17 protein-coding genes and 1 pseudogene are annotated in these 19,346 nt (G+C 71.1%); 15 read left to right on the top strand and 3 right to left on the bottom strand.

Features of this window, described 5'->3' with window-relative positions:
- Positions 1-38: 38 nt before the first annotated feature.
- The 12 genes and pseudogenes from GQF42_RS40395 to GQF42_RS40340 all read left to right on the top strand — a co-directional run bounded on the left by GQF42_RS40395 (position 39) and on the right by GQF42_RS40340 (position 12,565).
- Positions 39-1,247, top strand: coding sequence for an ABC transporter substrate-binding protein (locus GQF42_RS40395; protein ID WP_199272968.1), 1,209 nt, complete (start codon positions 39-41; stop codon positions 1,245-1,247).
- A gap of 3 nt (positions 1,248-1,250) precedes the next feature.
- A complete protein-coding gene (locus tag GQF42_RS40390; protein ID WP_158928352.1) occupies positions 1,251-2,144 on the top strand; it encodes an ABC transporter permease in 894 nt (297 codons plus the stop codon).
- Between the two features lie 33 nt (positions 2,145-2,177).
- The gene (locus GQF42_RS40385; RefSeq protein ID WP_158928350.1) at positions 2,178-2,993 is read left to right on the top strand and encodes an ABC transporter permease; all 816 of its coding nucleotides are present in this window, start codon (positions 2,178-2,180) and stop codon (positions 2,991-2,993) included.
- A 40-nt stretch (positions 2,994-3,033) separates the two neighbouring features.
- Entirely contained in the window at positions 3,034-3,690 is a 657-nt protein-coding gene (locus GQF42_RS40380) for a maleylpyruvate isomerase N-terminal domain-containing protein (RefSeq protein WP_158928348.1), read from the top strand.
- A gap of 75 nt (positions 3,691-3,765) precedes the next feature.
- Positions 3,766-4,047 (top strand): hypothetical protein, encoded by a 282-nt coding sequence (locus GQF42_RS40375; RefSeq protein WP_158928346.1) that lies wholly within the window; start codon positions 3,766-3,768, stop codon positions 4,045-4,047.
- Between the two features lie 269 nt (positions 4,048-4,316).
- Positions 4,317-5,519 (top strand): IS110 family RNA-guided transposase, encoded by a 1,203-nt coding sequence (locus GQF42_RS40370; protein WP_158928343.1) that lies wholly within the window; start codon positions 4,317-4,319, stop codon positions 5,517-5,519.
- A gap of 301 nt (positions 5,520-5,820) precedes the next feature.
- Entirely contained in the window at positions 5,821-6,900 is a 1,080-nt protein-coding gene (locus GQF42_RS40365; RefSeq protein ID WP_158918164.1) for an IS110 family RNA-guided transposase, read from the top strand.
- Positions 6,901-7,113: 213 nt separating this feature from the next.
- Positions 7,114-8,865 (top strand): carbohydrate binding domain-containing protein, encoded by a 1,752-nt coding sequence (locus tag GQF42_RS40360; RefSeq protein WP_158928341.1) that lies wholly within the window; start codon positions 7,114-7,116, stop codon positions 8,863-8,865.
- Between the two features lie 108 nt (positions 8,866-8,973).
- Complete coding sequence (locus GQF42_RS40355; protein ID WP_158928339.1) at positions 8,974-9,666, top strand: TetR/AcrR family transcriptional regulator; 693 nt, start codon at positions 8,974-8,976, stop codon at positions 9,664-9,666.
- Between the two features lie 33 nt (positions 9,667-9,699).
- Entirely contained in the window at positions 9,700-10,476 is a 777-nt protein-coding gene (locus GQF42_RS40350; RefSeq protein WP_158928337.1) for an SDR family NAD(P)-dependent oxidoreductase, read from the top strand.
- A gap of 36 nt (positions 10,477-10,512) precedes the next feature.
- Positions 10,513-11,550 (top strand): annotated as a pseudogene (locus tag GQF42_RS40345) (NAD(P)-dependent alcohol dehydrogenase); the annotation flags it as partial.
- Between the two features lie 133 nt (positions 11,551-11,683).
- The gene (locus GQF42_RS40340) at positions 11,684-12,565 is read left to right on the top strand and encodes a DMT family transporter (protein ID WP_158928333.1); all 882 of its coding nucleotides are present in this window, start codon (positions 11,684-11,686) and stop codon (positions 12,563-12,565) included.
- A 79-nt stretch (positions 12,566-12,644) separates the two neighbouring features.
- Here the strand turns inward: GQF42_RS40340 and GQF42_RS40335 are convergent, their stop codons facing one another.
- Positions 12,645-13,250: a TetR/AcrR family transcriptional regulator gene (locus GQF42_RS40335; protein WP_233273648.1), complete on the bottom strand. Its 606-nt coding sequence runs from the start codon at positions 13,248-13,250 to the stop codon at positions 12,645-12,647.
- Positions 13,251-13,331: 81 nt separating this feature from the next.
- On the opposite strand from GQF42_RS40335, the gene GQF42_RS40330 reads away from it, so the two are divergent.
- Positions 13,332-14,153: an NAD(P)H-binding protein gene (locus GQF42_RS40330; protein WP_158928331.1), complete on the top strand. Its 822-nt coding sequence runs from the start codon at positions 13,332-13,334 to the stop codon at positions 14,151-14,153.
- A gap of 190 nt (positions 14,154-14,343) precedes the next feature.
- Entirely contained in the window at positions 14,344-15,573 is a 1,230-nt protein-coding gene (locus tag GQF42_RS40325) for a polysaccharide deacetylase family protein (RefSeq protein ID WP_158931174.1), read from the top strand.
- Between the two features lie 354 nt (positions 15,574-15,927).
- Here the strand turns inward: GQF42_RS40325 and GQF42_RS40320 are convergent, their stop codons facing one another.
- On the bottom strand, positions 15,928-16,410 hold the full coding sequence (locus GQF42_RS40320; protein ID WP_158928329.1) for a carboxymuconolactone decarboxylase family protein: 483 nt from the start codon (positions 16,408-16,410) through the stop codon (positions 15,928-15,930).
- A gap of 120 nt (positions 16,411-16,530) precedes the next feature.
- Here GQF42_RS40320 and GQF42_RS40315 point away from each other — a divergent pair, with 120 nt between their 5' ends.
- Entirely contained in the window at positions 16,531-17,511 is a 981-nt protein-coding gene (locus tag GQF42_RS40315; RefSeq protein WP_158928327.1) for a pirin family protein, read from the top strand.
- 777 nt (positions 17,512-18,288) lie between these two features.
- Here the strand turns inward: GQF42_RS40315 and GQF42_RS40310 are convergent.
- Positions 18,289-19,164: an LLM class flavin-dependent oxidoreductase gene (locus GQF42_RS40310; RefSeq protein ID WP_158928325.1), complete on the bottom strand. Its 876-nt coding sequence runs from the start codon at positions 19,162-19,164 to the stop codon at positions 18,289-18,291.
- Positions 19,165-19,346 lie beyond the last annotated feature (182 nt).

The raw sequence follows: 19,346 nt of genomic DNA, 5'->3' as shown, positions 1-19,346 counted from the left end.
TCTCCCCCACCGCACCTCTCCCCCACCGCTACGTCCCCATGGAGAACGTCGTGCGTCTCAACCGCATCCCCCGGGCCGCCGCCGCGGCCGCCGCGCTGCTGCTCGCCGCCGCGTGCGGCTCCTCCGGCTCCGGCGGCTCGTCCGCCACGGGACTCAACCCGCCGGCCCTCAAGGCCCCGACGAAGCTCGGCGCGACGGAGGGCCAGGTGAACCTGATCGCCTGGGCCGGTTACGTCGAGGACGGCTCCAACGACCCCAAGGCCGACTGGGTCCACGGCTTCGAGAAGCAGACCGGCTGCCAGGTCCACTCCAAGGTCGCCGCCAGCTCGGACGAGATGGTCAAGCTGATGAAGACCGGCGAGTACGACGCCGTCTCCGCCTCCGGCGACGCCTCCCTGCGCCTGATCGCCTCCGGTGACGCCGCGCCCGTCAACACCGCTCTGGTCCCCAACTACAAGGACATCTTCCCCGGGTTGAAGAACGGCGCCTGGAACTCCGTGAAGGGTCGGATGTACGGCATCCCGCACGGCCGGGGCGCCAACCTGCTGATGTACAACACCGGGAAGGTCAGGCCCGCGCCCACTTCCTGGTCGGCCGTCTTCGACGACGCCGCGCCGTACAAGGGACATGTCACCGCCTACGACTCGCCGATCTACATCGCCGACGCGGCCCTCTATCTCAAGGCCACCAAGCCCGAGTTGAAGATCACCAACCCCTATGCGCTCGACCAGAAGCAGTTCGACGCCGCCGTGGCCCTGCTCAAGCAGCAGAACAAGAACATCGGCGAGTACTGGAGCGACTATCTCAAGGAGGTCTCCGCCTTCAAGAGCGGCGACTCCTTGGTCGGTTCCACCTGGCAGGTCATCGCCAACCTCGCCGCCTCCGAGGGCGCGAAGGTCAAGGCGTTCGTGCCCAAGGAGGGTTCGACCGGCTGGTCCGACACCTGGATGGTGTACAGCAAGGCCAAGCACCCCAACTGCGCCTACAAATGGCTGAACTGGATCGTCTCGCCCAAGGTCAACGCCCAGGTGGCCGAGTACTTCGGCGAGGCCCCGGCCAATTCCAGGGCCTGCGCCGAGACCAGTGACAAGAGCTTCTGCACGGTCTACCACGCCGCCGACGAGAGCTACTGGAAGAAGATCGCCTTCTGGAACACGCCGATCGCTCAGTGCCTCGACGGCCGCACGGACGTGAAGTGCGTGCCGTACGACCAGTGGGTGCAGGCCTGGACCGAGATCAAGGGCTGAGTCATGGCGACCGACGCGGCGACCGCCGCCGGCCGGGGTACCGTCCGGCGGCTCGCCGGGAGCCTGCACCGCAGGCCCCGGCTGCGACTGACCCTGTTGCTCACCGCGCCGCTGCTGTGGCTGGCCGTCCTCTACCTCGGCTCGCTTGCGGTGCTGTTCGTCTCGGCGTTCTGGACGACGAACTCCTTCACCTCGCAGGTGGTGAAGGTCTGGTCGACGGACAACTTCCACGAGCTGCTGACCACGCCCGTCTTCCGCGAGGTGATCCTGCGCAGCGTCGTCGTGGCGCTAGCGGTCACCGCCCTGTGCGTGGTGATCGCCTTCCCCGTGGCCTTCTACACCGCGCGGGTGGCGAAGCCCAGGTGGCGGCCGTTGCTCGTGGTGGCCATCCTCACCCCGTTGTGGGCGAGTTACCTGGTCAAGGTGTACGCCTGGCGGCTCATCCTGTCCCGGGGCGGCCTCGCCGACTGGATGCTCGCGCCGTTCGGGCTCAGCGGCCCCGGCTTCGGTCTGCCCGCCACGGTCCTGACCCTGACGTATCTGTGGCTGCCGTACATGATCCTGCCGATCCACACCGCCCTCGCACAGCTCCCGGCCGGTCTGCTGGACGCCTCGGCCGACCTCGGGGCGCGGGCCGAGCGGACCTTCTGCTCGGTGGTCCTGCCGACGGTGCTGCCCTCGGTCGCGGCCGGCTCGGTGTTCACCTTCTCGCTCAGCCTCGGGGACTACATCACCGTGCAGATCGTCGGTGGCAAGACACAGCTGATCGGCAACCTCGTGTACTCCAACATCGATCTCAACCTGCCCATGGCCGCCGCGCTCGGCACCGTCCCCGTCGTCGTGATCGTCCTGTACCTGCTCGCGATCCGCCGTACGGGCGCCCTGAACAGCCTCTAGCGGACCCGGAATCGCACGCCGGAAGGAAGCGTCATGCATCTCAGCCGCACCGCGCGCATCGCCCTGCGCGTCGGCGCCGGGCTCGGTTTCGCGGTGATCTACGTGCCGCTGCTGCTCGTCCTCGTCAACTCCCTGAGCCCCGACCGCAGCGCGAGCTGGCCGCCGCCGGGACTGACCGGGCACTGGTGGTCGGTGGCCGTGCACAACTCCGGTGCGCGGCAGGCGTTGTGGGTCTCGGTGAAGGCGGGCCTCGGGGCCACCGCGATCGCGCTCGTGCTCGGCACGCTCATCGCGTTCGCCGTCGCCCGGCACCGCTTCTTCGGCCGGGACACGGTCTCGTTCGTCGTCGTCCTGCCGATCGCGCTGCCCGGTATCGTCACCGGTATCGCCCTCAACTCGGCCTTCAGCACGGTTCTTCAGCCGCTCGGCGTGGGTCTCGGACTGTTCACGGTGGTCATCGGACACGCCACGTTCTGCATCGTGGTGGTCTTCAACAACGTCGTGGCCCGGCTGCGCCGCACGACGGCCTCGTACGAGGAGGCGGCCATGGACCTCGGCGCGAGCAGCTTCCGTGCCTTCGCCGACGTCACCTTCCCGCTGGTCCGCTCGGCGCTGCTGGCGGGCGCCCTGCTCGCCTTCGCCCTGTCCTTCGACGAGATCGTGGTCACCACGTTCACCGCGGGACCGGGGATCGAGACCCTGCCCATCTGGATCTTCGACAACATGACCCGGCCGCAGCAGGCACCCGTGGTCAACGTGGTGGCCGCGGTGCTCGTCCTGCTGTCGGTGCTCCCGATCTACGTCGCCCAGCGCCTGTCGGGGGACACGGCCACGTCGAGCCGGGTGTGACACCCTGGGCCCGGACCGACGGGGACTGCCAGGGGGGCGTATGCACACAGAGGCACAGGTGCTGCGCGCGGCGTACGAGGCCGCGGCGGCGGTCGTCGAGGGGCTGGGAGACGAGGAGTCGTGGCTGCCGAGCGGCTGCACCGGCTGGGCGGTACGCGATCTCGTCTTCCACTGCCTCGGTGATGCCCAGCGCGCCCTGGTGGCCCTGCACACGCCGTCGCCGGAGCCGGTGGACCGCGACGCGGTGACGTATTGGAAGGACTGGCGGCCGAACCCCGCCGGGGCGGCGAACGGCCGCCGCTGGGCGCGGGTGAACGCGAGCATGTTCCTGGACTTCGGTCAGCTGCGGGGCCTGTGTCTGGAGACCCTGGCGGCGACCGTGCACGCGGCGGAGGCGACCGATGCCGACCGGTGTGTCGCCACCCAGGGCCATGTGCTGACGGCCGGGTACCTGCTGACCACCCTTGTGGTGGAGGCTACCGTGCACCACCTGGACCTGACCGTCGCACTGCCGCTCGCCCCGGGGCCGGCGCCCGAGGGCCGGCCGCGGTGCGCGCCACCCTGGACGGTCTGCTCGGCCGGCCCGCGCTTGCCGGGTGGACACTACGCGCGCGTGGGCACCGGCCGCGCTCCCCTCACCGGGACCGAGCGCGCCACGCTGGGCCCGGAGGCGGACCGGTTCCCGCTGTTCGGCTGAGACAGACACACACTCCGGCCGACACACCCGCACGACGACGCCCGCACGGGCCGGGTTGATGGAAACCTGCGAGCCATGAACAACCCGCCCAGCATCAACAATTACGTCGACCGTGTCACCGCGGGCCCCGGTGGAGCGCTGACCGACGAAGCCGGCGTCCTCACCGGCGAACTGACCGTCGCGACCATCCTGCTGTCCGACGGCCACAGCGCGCGTGTCGCCGTCCAGCCCTTCGGCGGCGACACCTGGTACACCCTCTCGGGCAGTCCGGCGCCCGTACCCGCCGGGCAACTCGCCGCCTACCACCGGGATCTGCTGGGCCGCATCCGGCGCGGCGGCGGCACTCGGGCCAGCTGAGGCCCCCGTTATCTTCTTCGCGGTTCCGCAACGGGACCGCTGGCCTCCGGGCCCGGCATGACTGTTCCCCCCTGTCGAAGAGATGACCTGGGGGGTGGTGTCACCGGGCCCGGGAGGCGCCGTTGGAGACGCTGATGAGAGGTCCGACTACCGCCTGGCCTGGTGCAATGCCCGGCCGCTTGCGGGCGGCAGGTCTGCATAACGTGGATGCGCGCATACGACGCCAACGCCCTGGCCAGCACCGCACGAACCCCGTTCGGGAGGATGAGTTGGACGACATCGACGACGTGGGCGTCTTTCTCGGTCTGGACGTCGGCAAGAGCGCCCATCACGGGCACGGGCTGACCCCGGCCGGGAAGAAGGTCTTCGACAAGCAGCTGCCCAACAGCGAGCCGAAATTGCGGGCCGTCTTCGACAAGCTGGCCACGAAGTTCGGCACCGTGCTGGTGATCGTGGACCAGCCCGCCTCGATCGGAGCCCTGCCTCTGACGGTCGCCCGGGACGCCGGCTGCAAGGTTGCCTACCTGCCCGGACTCTCGATGCGGCGGATCGCCGATCTCTACCCGGGCGAGGCGAAGACCGACGCCCGCGACGCGGCCGTGATCGCTGACGCCGCGAGGACGATGCCGCACACCCTGCGCTCGCTGGAACTGACCGACGAGATCACCGCCGAGCTGACCGTGCTGGTGGGCTTCGACCAGGACCTGGCGGCAGAGGCCACCCGCACCTCCAACCGGATACGCGGCCTGCTCACCCAGTTCCACCCCAGCCTGGAACGCGTCCTCGGGCCGCGTCTGGACCACCCGGCCGTGACCTGGCTGCTGGAACGCTACGGATCTCCGGCCGCCCTGCGAAAGGCCGGTCGTCGCAGGCTGGTTGAAGTCATCCGGCCCAAGGCCCCGCGCATGGCTCAGCGACTGATCGACGAGATCTTCGACGCCCTCGACGAGCAGACCGTCGTCGTCCCCGGGACCGGCACGCTCGACCTCGTGATCCCGTCGCTGGCCCGCTCGCTAGCGGCCGTCCACGAACAGCGACGAGCTCTGGAAACACAGATCGGGCAACTGCTGGAGGCTCACCCTCTTTCCGCGGTCCTGACCTCGATTCCGGGGGTCGCGGTCAGGACCGCCGCCACTTTGCTGGTCACCGTCGGCGACGGCACCAGCTTCCCCACCGCCGCCCACCTGGCCTCCTACGCCGGCCTCGCACCGACGACGAAGTCGTCCGGGACCTCGATCCACGGCGAACACGCGCCCAGAGGCGGCAACCGGCAGCTCAAACGCGCGATGTTCCTGTCCGCATTCGCCGCCCTGCACGATCCCGCCTCCCGCACCTACTACGACCGCTGCCGAGCCCGCGGGAAGACCCACACCCAGGCACTTCTCCGCCTGGCACGCCAGCGGATCAACGTGCTGTTCGCGATGCTCCGCGACGGCACCTTCTACGAACCCAGAACCCCACGCCTCGCTTGACGAAAGACTGTGAGTCTTCATCTGGCTGGTCCGGGACCGGCTGGCAGGGTTGACGTCGGTCGCCTCGTCGTAGTCGTGACTCGTGACAAAAGTGGCCCCCACGGGTGCCTTGCCTATGAACTGTCCGACTATGGCGGGCGGTCGGCGCCGACCCGGCCCACCTCGGTGGCCTGATAAGAAGCCTGCCCGGCCCCAAAGGGCCGTGGCCCGTCACAGTTCTGCCTCGAAGTGACCTCTCCCGGGCACGGCGCCGGTCCGCAGCGACCGGGACCACCGCCTCACGGAGAGGAACCCTGATCGCGTGAACACCATTGTCGCCCAGGCGCATTCATTCATCATCGGCGTCGACACCCACGCCAAAACGCACACTTACGCCGTGCTCGCCTCCAGTGGTGAGCACCTGGGCACGGAGGCATTCCCCAACACCCACGCTGGCAGGGCACGAGCCATCAACTGGGCTGGACGTCGCACTGGTGGAGACCTCGGTGCTCTGTGGGTGATCGAGGGGGCGGGCAGTTACGGAGCCCAGATCGCCCGCCAGACGGCACGCGCCGGCTACCAGGTGGTTGAAGCCGCCAGAATGGGCCGCGCCGGCCGCCGCGGCATCGGCAAATCCGACCCGATCGACGCCCGGCGGATAGCCGCTGCCGTGCTTCCGCTCCCCGAAGAACAGCTGCGCACTCCACGAATGGACGAGGGGGTTCGGGCGGCAGCACAGATCCTCCTCACCTCCCGGGACGAGCTCACCAGCGAGCGGACCAGGGCCGTGAACGCCTTGACTGCCCTTGTGCGCATCGCCGACCTCGGCATAGACGCCCGCCGTCCCCTCAGCGCCAGGCAGATCGGCGAAATCGCCCGCTGGCGCCCCCGTGAGGAGGACCTCGCCGCCACGACGGCCCGCACCGAGGCCGTCCGTCTGGCCAAGAGGATCCTCGCCCTTGACACGGAAATCGCGGACAACATGAACCGGATAGGCGAGCTCGTTGACGCCAGCCCTGCGGCCGGCCTCCCCGAGGAAACAGGGATCGGCCCCGTCACCGCTGCCACCGTCCTGGTCGCCTGGTCCCACCCGGGACGGGTCCGTGACGAGGCCGCGTTCGCCGCCCTCGCCGGAGTGAGCCCCATACCCGCCTCCTCGGGCAACACCACTCGCCACCGCCTCAATCGCGGCGGCGACAGGCGTCTCAACCGAGCTCTGAACGTCATCGCGATGGTCCGCATGGTGCATCACCCGCAAACCCGCGCCTACGTTGACCGACGGCGGGCCGAAGGCAAGACAGACCGCGAGATCCGCCGCTGCCTCAAGCGCTACCTCGCCCGACGCCTCTACCGTCATCTCAACAACGCCGCCGCGGCCGAATTGGGGGTTGACGGGACATAGAAGCTTCATAGAGGCACCCCCCCGGCCGGGCGGGGATGACACAGCGTCAATATCAGTGATGTTCGGGCGGTTGACTCCCTCATGAACATGCAAAAGGCGGCTCCCAGACCTTGACCGGTGTTTGGTCCAGACCAATCATGGCCTAGACCAATAGCCCGGCCGGGCTGCTCGATCCCGTTCGATCGCCTGTCGTTCGCTATCCGGGAGTACCCGATGACACGTCCGAGATCCATACGCGCCCTGCTCGCCGGCGTGGCCACCCTGGCCGCGTCCGCGGGGCTCGCCCTGGGCGCCACCGGCACCGCACAAGCGGCCACCGCCCTGCCCACGCACGTCTTCGCACCCTACTTCGAGGCCTACAACGGCGACAGCCCCGCCGCACTCTCCCAGGCCTCCGGCGCCAAGTACCTGACCATGGCCTTCCTCCAGGCCAACCAGAAGGGTTCCTGCACCCCGTACTGGAACGGCAACACCAGCACGCCGGTCGACTCCTCCGTCTTCGGCTCCGACTTCACCACGATCCGCTCCCGGGGCGGCGACGTCATCCCGTCCCTCGGCGGCTACGGGGCCGACAACGCCGGCACCGAGATCGCCGACAGCTGCACGAACGTGGACTCCATCGCCGCCGCCTACGAAAAGATCATCACCACCTACGACGTCTCACGGCTCGACATGGACGTCGAGGACAACTCCCTGACGAACACGGCCGGCATCGACCGCCGCAACCAGGCCATCAAGAAGGTCCAGGACTGGGCCGCCGCCAACGGCCGCTCGGTGCAGTTCTCGTACACCCTGCCGACCACGACGACCGGGCTCGCCGACAGCGGGCTCGCCGTGCTGCGCAGCGCGAAGAACGCGGGCGCCAAGGTGGACGTGGTCAACATCATGACCTTCGACTACTACGACGGCGCCACCCACCACATGGCGACCGACACCGAGACGGCCGCGAGCGGGCTGCACGACCAACTGGCCTCGCTGTACCCGAACCTGTCGGACAGTCAGCTGTGGAACACGATCGGCGTCACCGAGATGCCCGGCGTGGACGACTACGGTCCGGCGGAGACCTTCACCACCGCCGACGCGACGACCGTGTACGAATGGGCGGTCTCCAAGGGCATCAACACCCTCTCCTTCTGGGCCCTCCAGCGCGACAACGACGGCTGCCCCGGCTCCGGCGCCTCCGACAGCTGCTCCGGCATCGCCCAGGACACCTGGTACTTCAGCCACACCTTCGAGCCCTTCACCGGCGGTACGACGACTCCGCCCGCCAACGACTTCGGCGTGTCCCTCTCCCCCGCCACCGCATCGGTCGACCCCGGCGCCTCGACGACCGCGACCGTGAAGACGTCGGTCACCTCGGGCAGTGCCCAGAGCGTGGACCTGGCCGTGAGCGGCGCGCCGAGCGGAGTGACCGCCTCCCTCAGCCCGGCCTCCGTCACCGCGGGCGGCAGCTCCACCCTCAGCGTGCAGGCCAGCGCCTCGACGGCACCCGGCAGCTACACCCTGACCGTCACCGGCACGGCAGGCTCGGTCAAGCACAGCTCCTCGCTCGCCCTGACCGTGAACGGCTCCGGCGGCGGCACGAGCGCACTCGCCAACGGTGACTTCGAGAGCGGCGCGCTCACGCCCTGGACCTGCGACAGCGGGGCGACGGTCGTCAGCTCGCCCGTGCACGGCGGCTCCCACGCACTCAAGACCGTGCCCACCGCCTCACAGACGGGCCAGTGCACGCAGGCCCTCACCCTGAAGCCCAACACCTCCTACACGCTGAGCGGCTGGGTGCAGGGCCCGTACGCCTACCTCGGCGTCAGCGGCGGGGCGACGGCCAGCACCTGGGCCTCGTCCACGTCGTGGTCGAAGCTGACGGTGCCGTTCACCACCGGCGCCTCGGGCACGGTCACGGTCTACGTCCACGGCTGGTACGGACAGGGCGCGGTGTACGCCGACGACCTGGGCGTCAGCTGATCCACCTGCGTCCTCCAGGCCCCGCCCGGCACCCACCGGGCGGGGCCGCCCGATGCCCCGGCGAAACTAATGTCCCACTGGGACATTAGTGGGTGTACGGTCGAAGGCATGACGGCGACGCAGCCACCCGAGCCCCCGTCCGGCACCCCCGAGGACCGCCGGCGACGCCGGGCGCTCAGGACCCGTACCGCGCTGGCGGCGGCCGCGGTGGAGCTGATCCTCGAGCGCGGTCTTGCGGAGACGACCGTGGAGGCGATCGCGGAGCGCGCCGACGTCACGCGCCGCACCTTCAGCCGGCACTTCACCGGCAAGGAGGACGCCGCGCTGGACTTCGTCCGCCTCGACGTCGACCACATCAACGCGCTGCTGCGCGAACGGCCGCCCGAGGAGCCCGCGCTGCTGGCCTACCGCCGGGCCGTGGAGTGCTGGCTCGCCGACCCGGCCAACCCGGCCCGGCATGTGCGCCCGGACCTGCGGCGCCTGCTCGCCCTGCTGGAGAGCGAGCCCGCGCTGTTCGCCGCGTACGAGCGCATCCGGGTCGACGCCCAGGAGGAGTCGATCCGCATCATCGCCGGCCGGCTCGGCACCGACGACCTCAGGGACGTGCGCCCGGCCGTCGTCGTGGACGCCGGTGCCGGAGTCCTCACCGCCGCCCTGCGCCTGTGGGCGCGCGGCAGCGCGGACCACGACGGGGCAGCCGAGGACCTCTCCGCCCTGGTCGGGCGGGCCTACGACGCACTGACCACCGAGGCAGCGTCCGCAGCCACAGGCACAGGCACAGCCGCCCACCAGACCCCTTGAGCCCCCCTTGAGCCCTCGAGAAGTGAGCCGAGCATGAACACCACCTCCCTGCCCGATCCCGCCGCCGAGTTCGCCGGCCGTACCGCCCTGGTCACCGGTGCCGCCTCCGGCATCGGCCTGGCCACCGCCCGCCGGCTGGCCGCCGGCGGCGCCCGGGTGGTCATCGCCGACTTCGACACCGAGGGCGCCGAGCAGGCCGCGGCGGACCTCACCGCCGACGGCGCCCCGGCCGCCGCCGTCCACGTCGACGTGACCGTGCCCGAATCCGTCGAGGCGGCGGTGGCGTTCACGGCACAGACCTTCGGCGGGCTGCACCTGGCCGTGAACAACGCCGGGATCGCAGGTCCGCTCGCCCCGACCGGGGCGTACGACATCGCGTCCTACCAGCGCGTGATACGCACCAACCTCGACGGCGTCTTCTACTCGCTGCGCCACGAACTCCCGGTGATGCAGGCCGCGGGCGGCGGTGCGATCGTCAACGTGGCCTCCATCCTCGGCTCGGTGGGCTTTGCCGGCTCCCCCGCCTACGTGGCCGCCAAGCACGGCGTGGTCGGGCTGACCAAGGCGGCCGCCGCCGAGTACGCCGCGCACGGCATCCGCGTCAACGCCGTAGGACCCGGCTTCATCGAGACCCCGCTGATCGGCGGGAAGGACGAGGCCGCGCACCAGGCCCTGGTGGACCGGCACCCCGCAGGCCGCCTCGGCCGGCCCGAGGAGGTCGCCGAACTGATCGCCTTCCTGCTCTGCGACCGCGCCTCCTTCGTCCACGGCGGCTACCACCTGGTCGACGGCGCCTACACGGCCGTCTGATCCCCGCGCCGCACACCGCCCCGAAGGGAACCCACCATGAAGGCACTGCAGTACCGCACCATCGGTGCCGCCCCCGAGGTGGTCACCGTCCCCGATCCCGAGCCCGGCCCGGGCCAGGTCCTGCTGAAGGTCACCGCCGCCGGCGCCTGCCACTCCGACATCGCGGTGATGAGCCAGCCCGCCGAGCACTTCAGGTACGCCCTCCCGCTCACCCTCGGCCACGAGGGCGTCGGCACCGTCGCCGCGCTGGGCGCCGGGGTCGGCGGACTCGCCGAGGGCGACGGGGTTGCCGTGTACGGCCCCTGGGGCTGTGGCACCTGCGTCAAGTGCGCCGAGGGCAAGGAGAACTACTGCCTGCGCACGGAGGAACTCGGCATCCGCCCGCCCGGGCTCGGCGCTCCGGGCTCGATGGCCGAGTACCTGCTGGTCGACGACGTCCGGCACCTGGTGCCGCTGGGCGGCCTCGACCCCGTCGCCGCCGTGCCCCTGACCGACGCGGGCCTCACGCCGTACCACGCGATCAAGCGCGCGCTGCCCAAGCTGGTGCCCGGCTCGAGCGCGGTGGTCATCGGCACGGGCGGGCTCGGCCATGTCGCCATCCAGCTGCTGCGCGCGCTGACTCCGGCGCGGGTGATCGCCCTCGACGTCAGCGCGGACAAGCTGCGGCTCGCGCGGGAGGTCGGTGCGCACGAGACCGTCCCGTCCGACGCGCAGGCTGCCGCGGCGGTCCGTGACCTCACCGGGGGCCTTGGCTCCGAGGTGGCGTTCGACTTCGTCGGCGCCCAGGTCACGGCGGACCTCGCCGCGACCGTGGTGGCCGTCGAGGGCGAGATCTCGGTCGTCGGCATCGGCGGCGGCGCCGTACCGGTCGGCTTCGGGCGGCTGCCGTTCGAGGTCACGGTGTCCTCCCCGTACTGGGGCAGCCGCACCGAGCTGGTGGAGGTACTGGCGCTCGCCCGGGCCGGCGCCGTGTCGGTGCACACCGAGACCTTCTCGCTGGACGAGGCGCCTGTTGCCTACCAGCGCCTGCACGACGGCAGGATCGACGGCCGGGCGGTCGTCCTGCCCCACGGTCAGAGTCCGCGCACGGAGGTGGACCCGGCAGGCGGGCGTGGACCCGGCACACGGGCGAGGCCTTTCGTAGGCTGAAGAGGTCCGAGGACTCCGCAAGCTCCTCCGGGAGGCCTCCTGTGGGCAGGAGACGGTCGTGATCGAACTGGCCGCGGCGTTCGCCGTCGCCGGAGCCGCGAGCAACGCCGTGGGCACCGCCTTCCAGCGCAAGGCGGCGTCCACGTCCCGCCGGAGCGGGATCCGCCTGGTCGCGGAGCTGGCGCGACGGCCGTTCTGGGTGATCGGCATGGCCGGTGTCGTCTGCGCCGCACTCTTGCAGAGCCTGGCCCTGGTCAACGGCCCGCTCGCACTAGTCCAGCCGCTGTTCATCCTCGAGCTGCCCTTCGCGCTGCTCGTCGCCGCCCCGCTGATGCACAAGCGGATGCCCCGCTCGGGCTGGTGGGGCGTGGGCGGCTGTGTGGCGGGCCTCGCCGTCCTGCTCATCGCCGCCGCCCCGCACGGCGCCATCGACCATGCGCCGCTCACCCGCTGGATCCCGGCCCTGTGTCTGTGCCTGGGCGCGATGGCCGTGGCCGTCGTGCTGTCCGGGCGCGGCCATGCCCCGGCCCGCCGCGCCGCGCTGCTCGCGGCCGCCTCCGCGACCGGAAACGCCCTGACCGCCGCCCTGCTCAAGTCGGCCAGCGGCACGTTCGCCGATCACGGCTTCACGATGTTCCTGCGGTCCTGGCAGACGTACGGCTTCGCGCTGACCGGGGTCGCGGCCGTGGTCCTGCTGGAGAACGCGCTCCAGGCAGGTCCGCTGGCCGCGGCGCAGCCGGCGCTCACCATCGGCGACGCGATGGTGAGTCTGGCGCTGGGCATGACCCTGTTCGACGAGCGCATCCGCACCGGCTGGTGGCTCGTGCCCGAGGCGTGCGGCGCCCTGCTGATCGTCGTCGGCGTGCTGGTCCTCAGCCGGGCCGTCCAGCACATCACCACGGTGCCGGTCGCGGCGGAGCAGCGGCAGGCGACGTCCTGACGGAGGCCGGCAGGGCCGGTCCGGTCCGGCGGGTGCCGTCGGCGGCGCCGGCAGAGCGCTCGCCCACGCCCCTGCCCGGCTACCGACCCGCGACCCCGTCGATCCAGGACCGCAGACGCTCCCCCTGCGCCGCCATCAGACCGGGATCGCGCAGGGTGTTGGTGAGAACGGACATGCCCTGGTAGGCCGCGACGAGTTCGACGGCCAGTGCGGCGGCGTCGGCACGGCCGAGCTGGGCGAACTGGGACTCCACCCAGTCCAGTAGGGCCCGCATGACCTGTGCCGCAGCCCGGTCGAGGCCGTCGTCGCGCTTGTCGAGTTCGGACGCGAGGGTGCCGAAGGGGCAGCCGAAACGGGCCGCGGTCTCGCGCTGGTCGACCCAGCCGGCGACCAGTGTCCTCAGCCGTTCGGCCGGGTCCGGGAGGGTGTCCAACTGGGCGGTGAGTGTGTCAAGTTGGGCGCAGTGGGCGGCCACCGCGGCCTCGACCAGCTGGTCCTTGGTCTTGAAGTAGTAGTAGACGTTGCCGAGCGGCACCTCGGCCGCACGGGCGATGTCGCCGAGGGTGGTCTTCTCCACACCCTGCTCATGGAAGATCCGCACGGCTGCCCTCACCAGGCGCTCACGCTTGCCGCCACGGCCCGCTCGCACAGCCTTCGTCCCGGTTCCGGATTCTGAGTCAGTCACCTGACTAACGATAGACAAAGGACCGCGCCGCAGGCTAACGTCCCTCTTAGTCAGTCAACTAACTAACTCGAAGGAGACGCCATGATCGTCGTCACGGGGGCCACCGGAAACGTCGGCCGAGCGCTGGTCGCCGAGCTGGCCGAGGCCGGCGAGGCGGTGACGGCCGTCGCCCGGCACATCGGGGCCGCGGACGTGCCGCCCGGGGTACGGGCCGTAGCCGCCGACCTCGGCAGGCCGAAGAGCCTCGCGCCCGCGCTCGCCGGCGCGCACGCCCTGTTCCTGCTGGTGGCCGGCGAGGACCCGGACGGCATCCTGCGCCGGGCCGCCGACGCCGGGATCGAGAAGGTGGTACTGCTGTCCTCACAGGGCGCGGGGACCCGGCCCGGGGCGTACGCACACGCCGCGGGCTTCGAGGCGGCCGCGACAGGGGCCGGTCCGGCGTGCACCGTCCTGCGCCCGGGCGGACTGGCCTCCAACGCGCTCGCCTGGGCGGAACCGGTCCGCCGGCACCGTACGGCGGCGGCGCCGTTCGCCGATGTGGCGCTGCCGTTCGTCGACCCGGCCGATGTCGCGGCCGTTGCGGCGGCCGTGCTGCGCGAGGCCGGGCACGCCGGCGCCACCTACACACTGACCGGCCCGGAGCCCACCACCCCACGTCAGCGGGCCGCCGCCATCGGCGAAGCGCTCGGGGAGCCGGTGACCTTCGTGGAGCAGACCCCCGAGGAGGCCCGCGCACAGATGCTCCGTTTCATGCCGCCCGCGGTCGCCGACGGCACGCTCGCCGTCCTCGGCACCCCCACCCCGCAGGAGCGGACGGTCACCCAGGACGTGCCCCGGCTGCTCGGACGGCCCGCGACCCCCTTCACCACCTGGGCGGCACGCAATGTGACGGCGTTCCGCTGACGGAGACGCTTTGGCAACCCCTTTGCGCGCCACACCGCCCTAAATCAATCAATTCCTCCGCTTATCGGATTTACAGTTCGATATGTTCCGACGCACGACTTCGGACGCACGGCATTCGGACCCACGGCATTCGGACGCAAGGCTGAGGAGGCGCACAACGCGTCGCGACAGGAGGCGAGTCGGGATGACGATGAGGGACATCAGCCGCCGGAGGATGGCACACCTCGGGATCGGCGCCGGCATCGGTGTGGCCGCCGCCTCCCTGGCCGGATGCGCGGGCCTGGGCACAGCAGAGGGGCAGGAGGGGCCGGGGGCGGCACCCAGGCTGATCGGGGACGGCTCGACGTCGTACACCGGGCGGCAGCCGCACCAGCCCGCACCGGCAACCCCGCTCGAACCCGGCCGGCGCCCGCCGCAGTTCGTGGTGTTCTCCTGGGACGGCGCCGGCGAGGTGGGCACCGGCCTGTTCCCGCGCTTCCTGCAGCTCGCCCGGGACCACGACGCATGCATGACGTTCTTCCTGTCCGGCCTCTACCTGCTGCCGGAGGACAAAAGCCAGCTGTACCGGCCGCCCAACAACCCGGTCGGCGCCTCGGACATCGGTTACCTCACCGACGACCACCTCAGGCAGACGCTGTCGTACGTGCGTCAGGCCTGGCTCGACGGGCACGAGATCGGCACGCACTTCAACGGACACTTCTGCGCCGGTCCCGGCTCGGTGGCCGACTGGACTCCGGCGCAGTGGCGTTCGGAGATCGACCAGGCCCGCTCCTTCGTCAAGTCCTGGCGCACGCACACCGGTTGGCACAGCGAGCCGCACCCCCCCTTCGACTACGACAAGGAACTGGTGGGCGGCCGAACCCCCTGCCTGCTCGGGCAGCGGAACCTCCTGCCGGTCGCGCAGGAAATGGGCTGGCGCTACGACGCCTCCTCACCGGGCGGGCTGCAGCGCTGGCCGAGGAAGCGGGAGGGCGTCTGGGACCTGCCGCTGCAGAGCATCCCGTTTCCCGGCCACACGTTCGAAGTGCTGTCGATGGACTACAACATGCTGGCGAACCAGTCCAAGAACACGACGCGGGCACCGTCGTACAACTACCCCTACTGGCGCGCCCAGGCGACACAGGCGTACGTGGCCGGGTTCCAGCGGGCCTATGAGACCAACCGGGCGCCGCTGTTCATCGGCAACCACTTCGAGGAGTGGAACGGCGGCATCTACATGGACGCGGCCGAGGAGGCCCTCAAGCAGATCGCCGGCCGGGAGGACGTGCGGCTGGTCTCGTTCCGGCAGTTCGTCGACTGGCTCGACGCCCAGGACACGGAGGTTCTCGCGAGACTGCGCAGCCTCAGGGTCGGCGAGAAGCCGGAGGGCGGGTGGAGCGCGTTCCTGGGCCCGGCAGAGCGCTATCGGGACACCGCGTGACCGCCGCCTTCGGGCAAGGCCACTGTCCCCCCTGCGCGCCGGGTGCTGTGTTCGATCGCGTCGTCCCCGGACGACCTGCTGGTCACAGGCGTGGCCCGGCGACGAGGCCGGGCGGCCCGGCTGCCGCACCTCGGGCCGGTGCACCGGTTGGTGCCGGCGCGGGCCGAGTGCGAGGTGCCGGTGGTGGCCGGCCGGAGGTCGCCGGAACAGTGCCGCAGCACCCTCCTGCACGGCTCGAAGTCCGCACGGCCGGGCGGCGGACAACGCACGCGCACTACTCCCTCATGCGCCGGACGCTGAGTGACCAGGAGCGATACGTCTCACAGCGATACGTCACAGCCGGCCGAGGCACGGTCAGTGCTCCTGCCGCACCGGGTGTCCGCTCATGATCGAGACCCGGTTGAAGGCGTTGATGGTGATGGCCACCCAGATCACCGCCGCCGTCTGGTCGTCGGTGAGCACGTCCCGCGCCGCCGCGTAGGCCGCGTCCTGGCGTTCACCGTCCGCCGCCGCGGTGGTCGCCTCGGCGAGCGCCAGCGCGGCCCGCTCGGCGGGCGTGAACAGTTCGGTCTCCCGCCAGGCGGCGAGGACGCCGAGGCGCTCCGGCGTGTCCCCCGCGCGCAACGCGGCCCGGGTGTGCACGTGCAGGCAGTAGGCACAGCCGTTGATCTGCGAGACACGCAGGTTGACCAGCTCCACCAGGGTGCGCTCCAGGCCGGCGTCGGCGGCTGCCGCCCGCACCGCCTCGGACGTCTGCAGCAGTGCGTGGTAGGACTTGGGGCTCTGCTTGTCGATGAAGATCCGCCGGGTGGCGCCGGACGGGACGGGACTGGTCAACCTGGACTCCTCCGTTCGCGGTGACCGGGCTCCCGCCAGGAGGTGCGCGGATCCGGTCTCGGGGCTATGATCGCACATAGTTGTTGAATATAAAACTAATATGGACGGAGGTGCGGACTCGTGAGCAACACCGAGGCGAGGCCCGCCGAGATGCGCTGCGGCTCCCCCGCCGAGACGGACCACACCGACACGGCCGCGCGGGTCGAGGTACTCACGCCGCGCGACGTACCGTTGGGCGGACCCCGCGCGATGACGGTCCGACGCACACTGCCCCAGCGGGCCCGAAGCCTGATCGGCGCCTGGTGCTTCGCCGACCACTACGGCCCCGACGACGTCGCCGCCACCGGTGGCATGGACGTCGCCCCCCATCCGCACACCGGGCTGCAGACGGTCAGCTGGCTGTTCAGCGGCGAGATCGAGCACCGGGACAGCCTCGGCAGCCACGCCTTCGTACGGCCCGGCGAGCTGAACCTCATGACCGGCGGCCACGGCATCAGCCACTCCGAGGTGTCCACGCCTGGGACCACCGTCCTGCACGGCGTCCAGCTCTGGGTGGCCCTGCCCGAGCAACACCGGCACACTGCCCGGGACTTCCAGCACCACGTGCCCGAGCCGGTGCGTCTCGAAGGCGCCGTGCTCCGCGTCTTCCTCGGCTCCCTCGCCGGATCGGCCTCTCCCGTACGGACCTTCACTCCTCTCCTCGGCGCCGAGATCGTCCTCGAACCCCACGCCGGGCTCACGCTGCCCGTCGATCCCGCCTTCGAGCACGGCGTCCTCGTCGACCAGGGTCATCTCAGCGCCGCCGAAACCCCGTTGCGTCCGGCCGAGTTGGGGTATGTCCCCGACGGCGCCTCCGCCCTCACCCTCACCAACGACTCCGACACCCCGGCTCGCGCCGTCCTGCTCGGCGGCCCGCCGTTCGGCGAGGAGATCGTCATGTGGTGGAACTTCATCGGCCGCTCGCACGCCGACATCGCCCAGGCTCGCGAGGACTGGATGACGGGGACGCGGTTCGGCGAGGTGAAGGGTTACGACGGTGACCCGCTCCCCGCGCCGGAACTGCCGCACGTCCCGCTGAAACCACGCGGACGGGTGCGCTGACCTGCGGGACCACGTCCGGCAGCGGCATCGCGTCGCGCTCGGGGGTTCCCCCGGTGTCGCGTGGTGGATGACCGGGCATGGGCCGCCGGTACCGCAGATCGCCATGGGGTGCAGGCGCACGGCGGCGGCCACCTTGCGAACTCGGTCTCCTTCACGACGAGTTCACCGACGAGCCGGACCGGATCCGGCGCGTCCGGGCCGGCGCCGGCGAGCGCGCGGGTGGGCCGCGCCGTGCGCGGCCGTCTCCTTCCGGTCGCGGTACGGCGAGCGGGCCACGGACTGCGCCGTATCGCCCTGCACGATCGGGAACCGGTCCACCCGCACTCGCCGCTGTGGCACCGCGGCAACCCGCACCCGGCACTCACCGCGCTCCGCCGCCACCTGCACTCCGGGCGGTTCGCCCTCTTCGGGGCGCGGCCTGGACCCCGGCCTGGGCACACTGTCCCCGAGGGCCACTTCCGCACGCATGAGCACCGTGGTGAGCACCGTACGACGGCCGACCCGGGAAAGGCATCGGCACCATGGACGAGCGACCGCCCTTGACCGACGCGGGCCGCCCTGCTGTTCCGCACCGAGCGCGTGAAGAAGTCCAGCGCCGCCTCGGTCTCGAACGACGGCGAGTTGGAGACGTCCACGACCACGTCCGCGCCCTTGACGGCCTGCTCCAGCCCCTCTCCGGTGAGCGCCGATGCGCACACCAACAGGACAGGGCAGCGGCCGGGCAGCGGCCGGGTCTGTGACAGGTGACGCCGTTCCTCCTCCCGGAACGGCCAGGTCCTAGGCCGACGGCTTGATCACCTCGTCGGTCACCCACTGGGCGACTCCGGCCGGATACGGCGCCGGCAGCCCGAGGACGACGTGCCCGAAGCCGGCGTCGACCGCCTCGGCGATCGCGGCCCGGGTGCGGCCGGGCCGGTCGTAGGAGACGGGCAGGTGGATCGAGCGCGTGAGGGTGGCCGGGTCGCGGCCGATCTCGGTGCAGTAGCGGTCCAGCAGGGCGCTTCGGCGCACGACGTCGGCGGTGTCGCCGCCGGGGATGTTCCACAGGTCCGCGTGCTCGGCGGCCACGCGGAGGGTGGCGGAGGCCCGGCCGCCGACGAGGATCGGCGGGTGGGGGCGCTGCACGGGCTTGGGGCTGCCGTACGCGCCGGCGAGGTGGTGGTGGGTGCCGTGGAAGTCGAAGGGTTCCGGCTCGGTCCACAGGCGGCGGATCAGCGTGCAGGCCTCGGCGAGGCTCTCGACGGCGTGCCCGGTGTCCTGGAAGGGCAGTCCGTGGGCCGGGTACTCGCGGCGGGCCTCGGGCGGGTTCGGTCGCGAGCCGACACCGATGCCGAAGTCGAGCCGTCCGCCGGAGACGACGTCGACGGTCGTGGCGATCTTGGCCAGCATCGCGGGCGGCCGGAAGCGGTTGCTGGTGACCAGCAGGCCGAGGCGCAGGCGACGGGTCTGCGCGGCCAGGGCCGCGAGCAGTGTCCAGCCTTCGAAGATCGGTCCGCGCGGGTCTCCGACGATCGGCATGAGGTGGTCGAAGAGCCAGGCGTGCTCGATCTGCGCGATCGCGTCCGCCTCGCGCCAGACCCGCACGATGTCGTCGTACGTCACCTGCATCGGAGCGGTCATGATGCCGAAGCGGGGCCGGGGTGTGTGCGGCATGACCGTGGGTCTCCTGTCTTCTCGGTACGAAGGGAGCGTGGCGACGCGGGCATGACTTGGCTGCCGGCGCTCGCTCTGCCACCATGGGCAAGCGGAACCATGTTCCGGAAACGAAGATACGGAACACCGTTCCGTTTAGCAAGGCGTGCCAGGGCGGCCGGGCATGCCGTGGAGGGAGCGGC

The sequence above is a fragment of the Streptomyces broussonetiae genome (assembly GCF_009796285.1).
In the GTDB taxonomy this organism is placed as follows: Bacteria; Actinomycetota; Actinomycetes; order Streptomycetales; family Streptomycetaceae; genus Streptomyces; species Streptomyces broussonetiae.
Note: the sequence above shows the minus strand (reverse complement) of the source record. Positions and strands in the feature narration are given on the sequence as shown.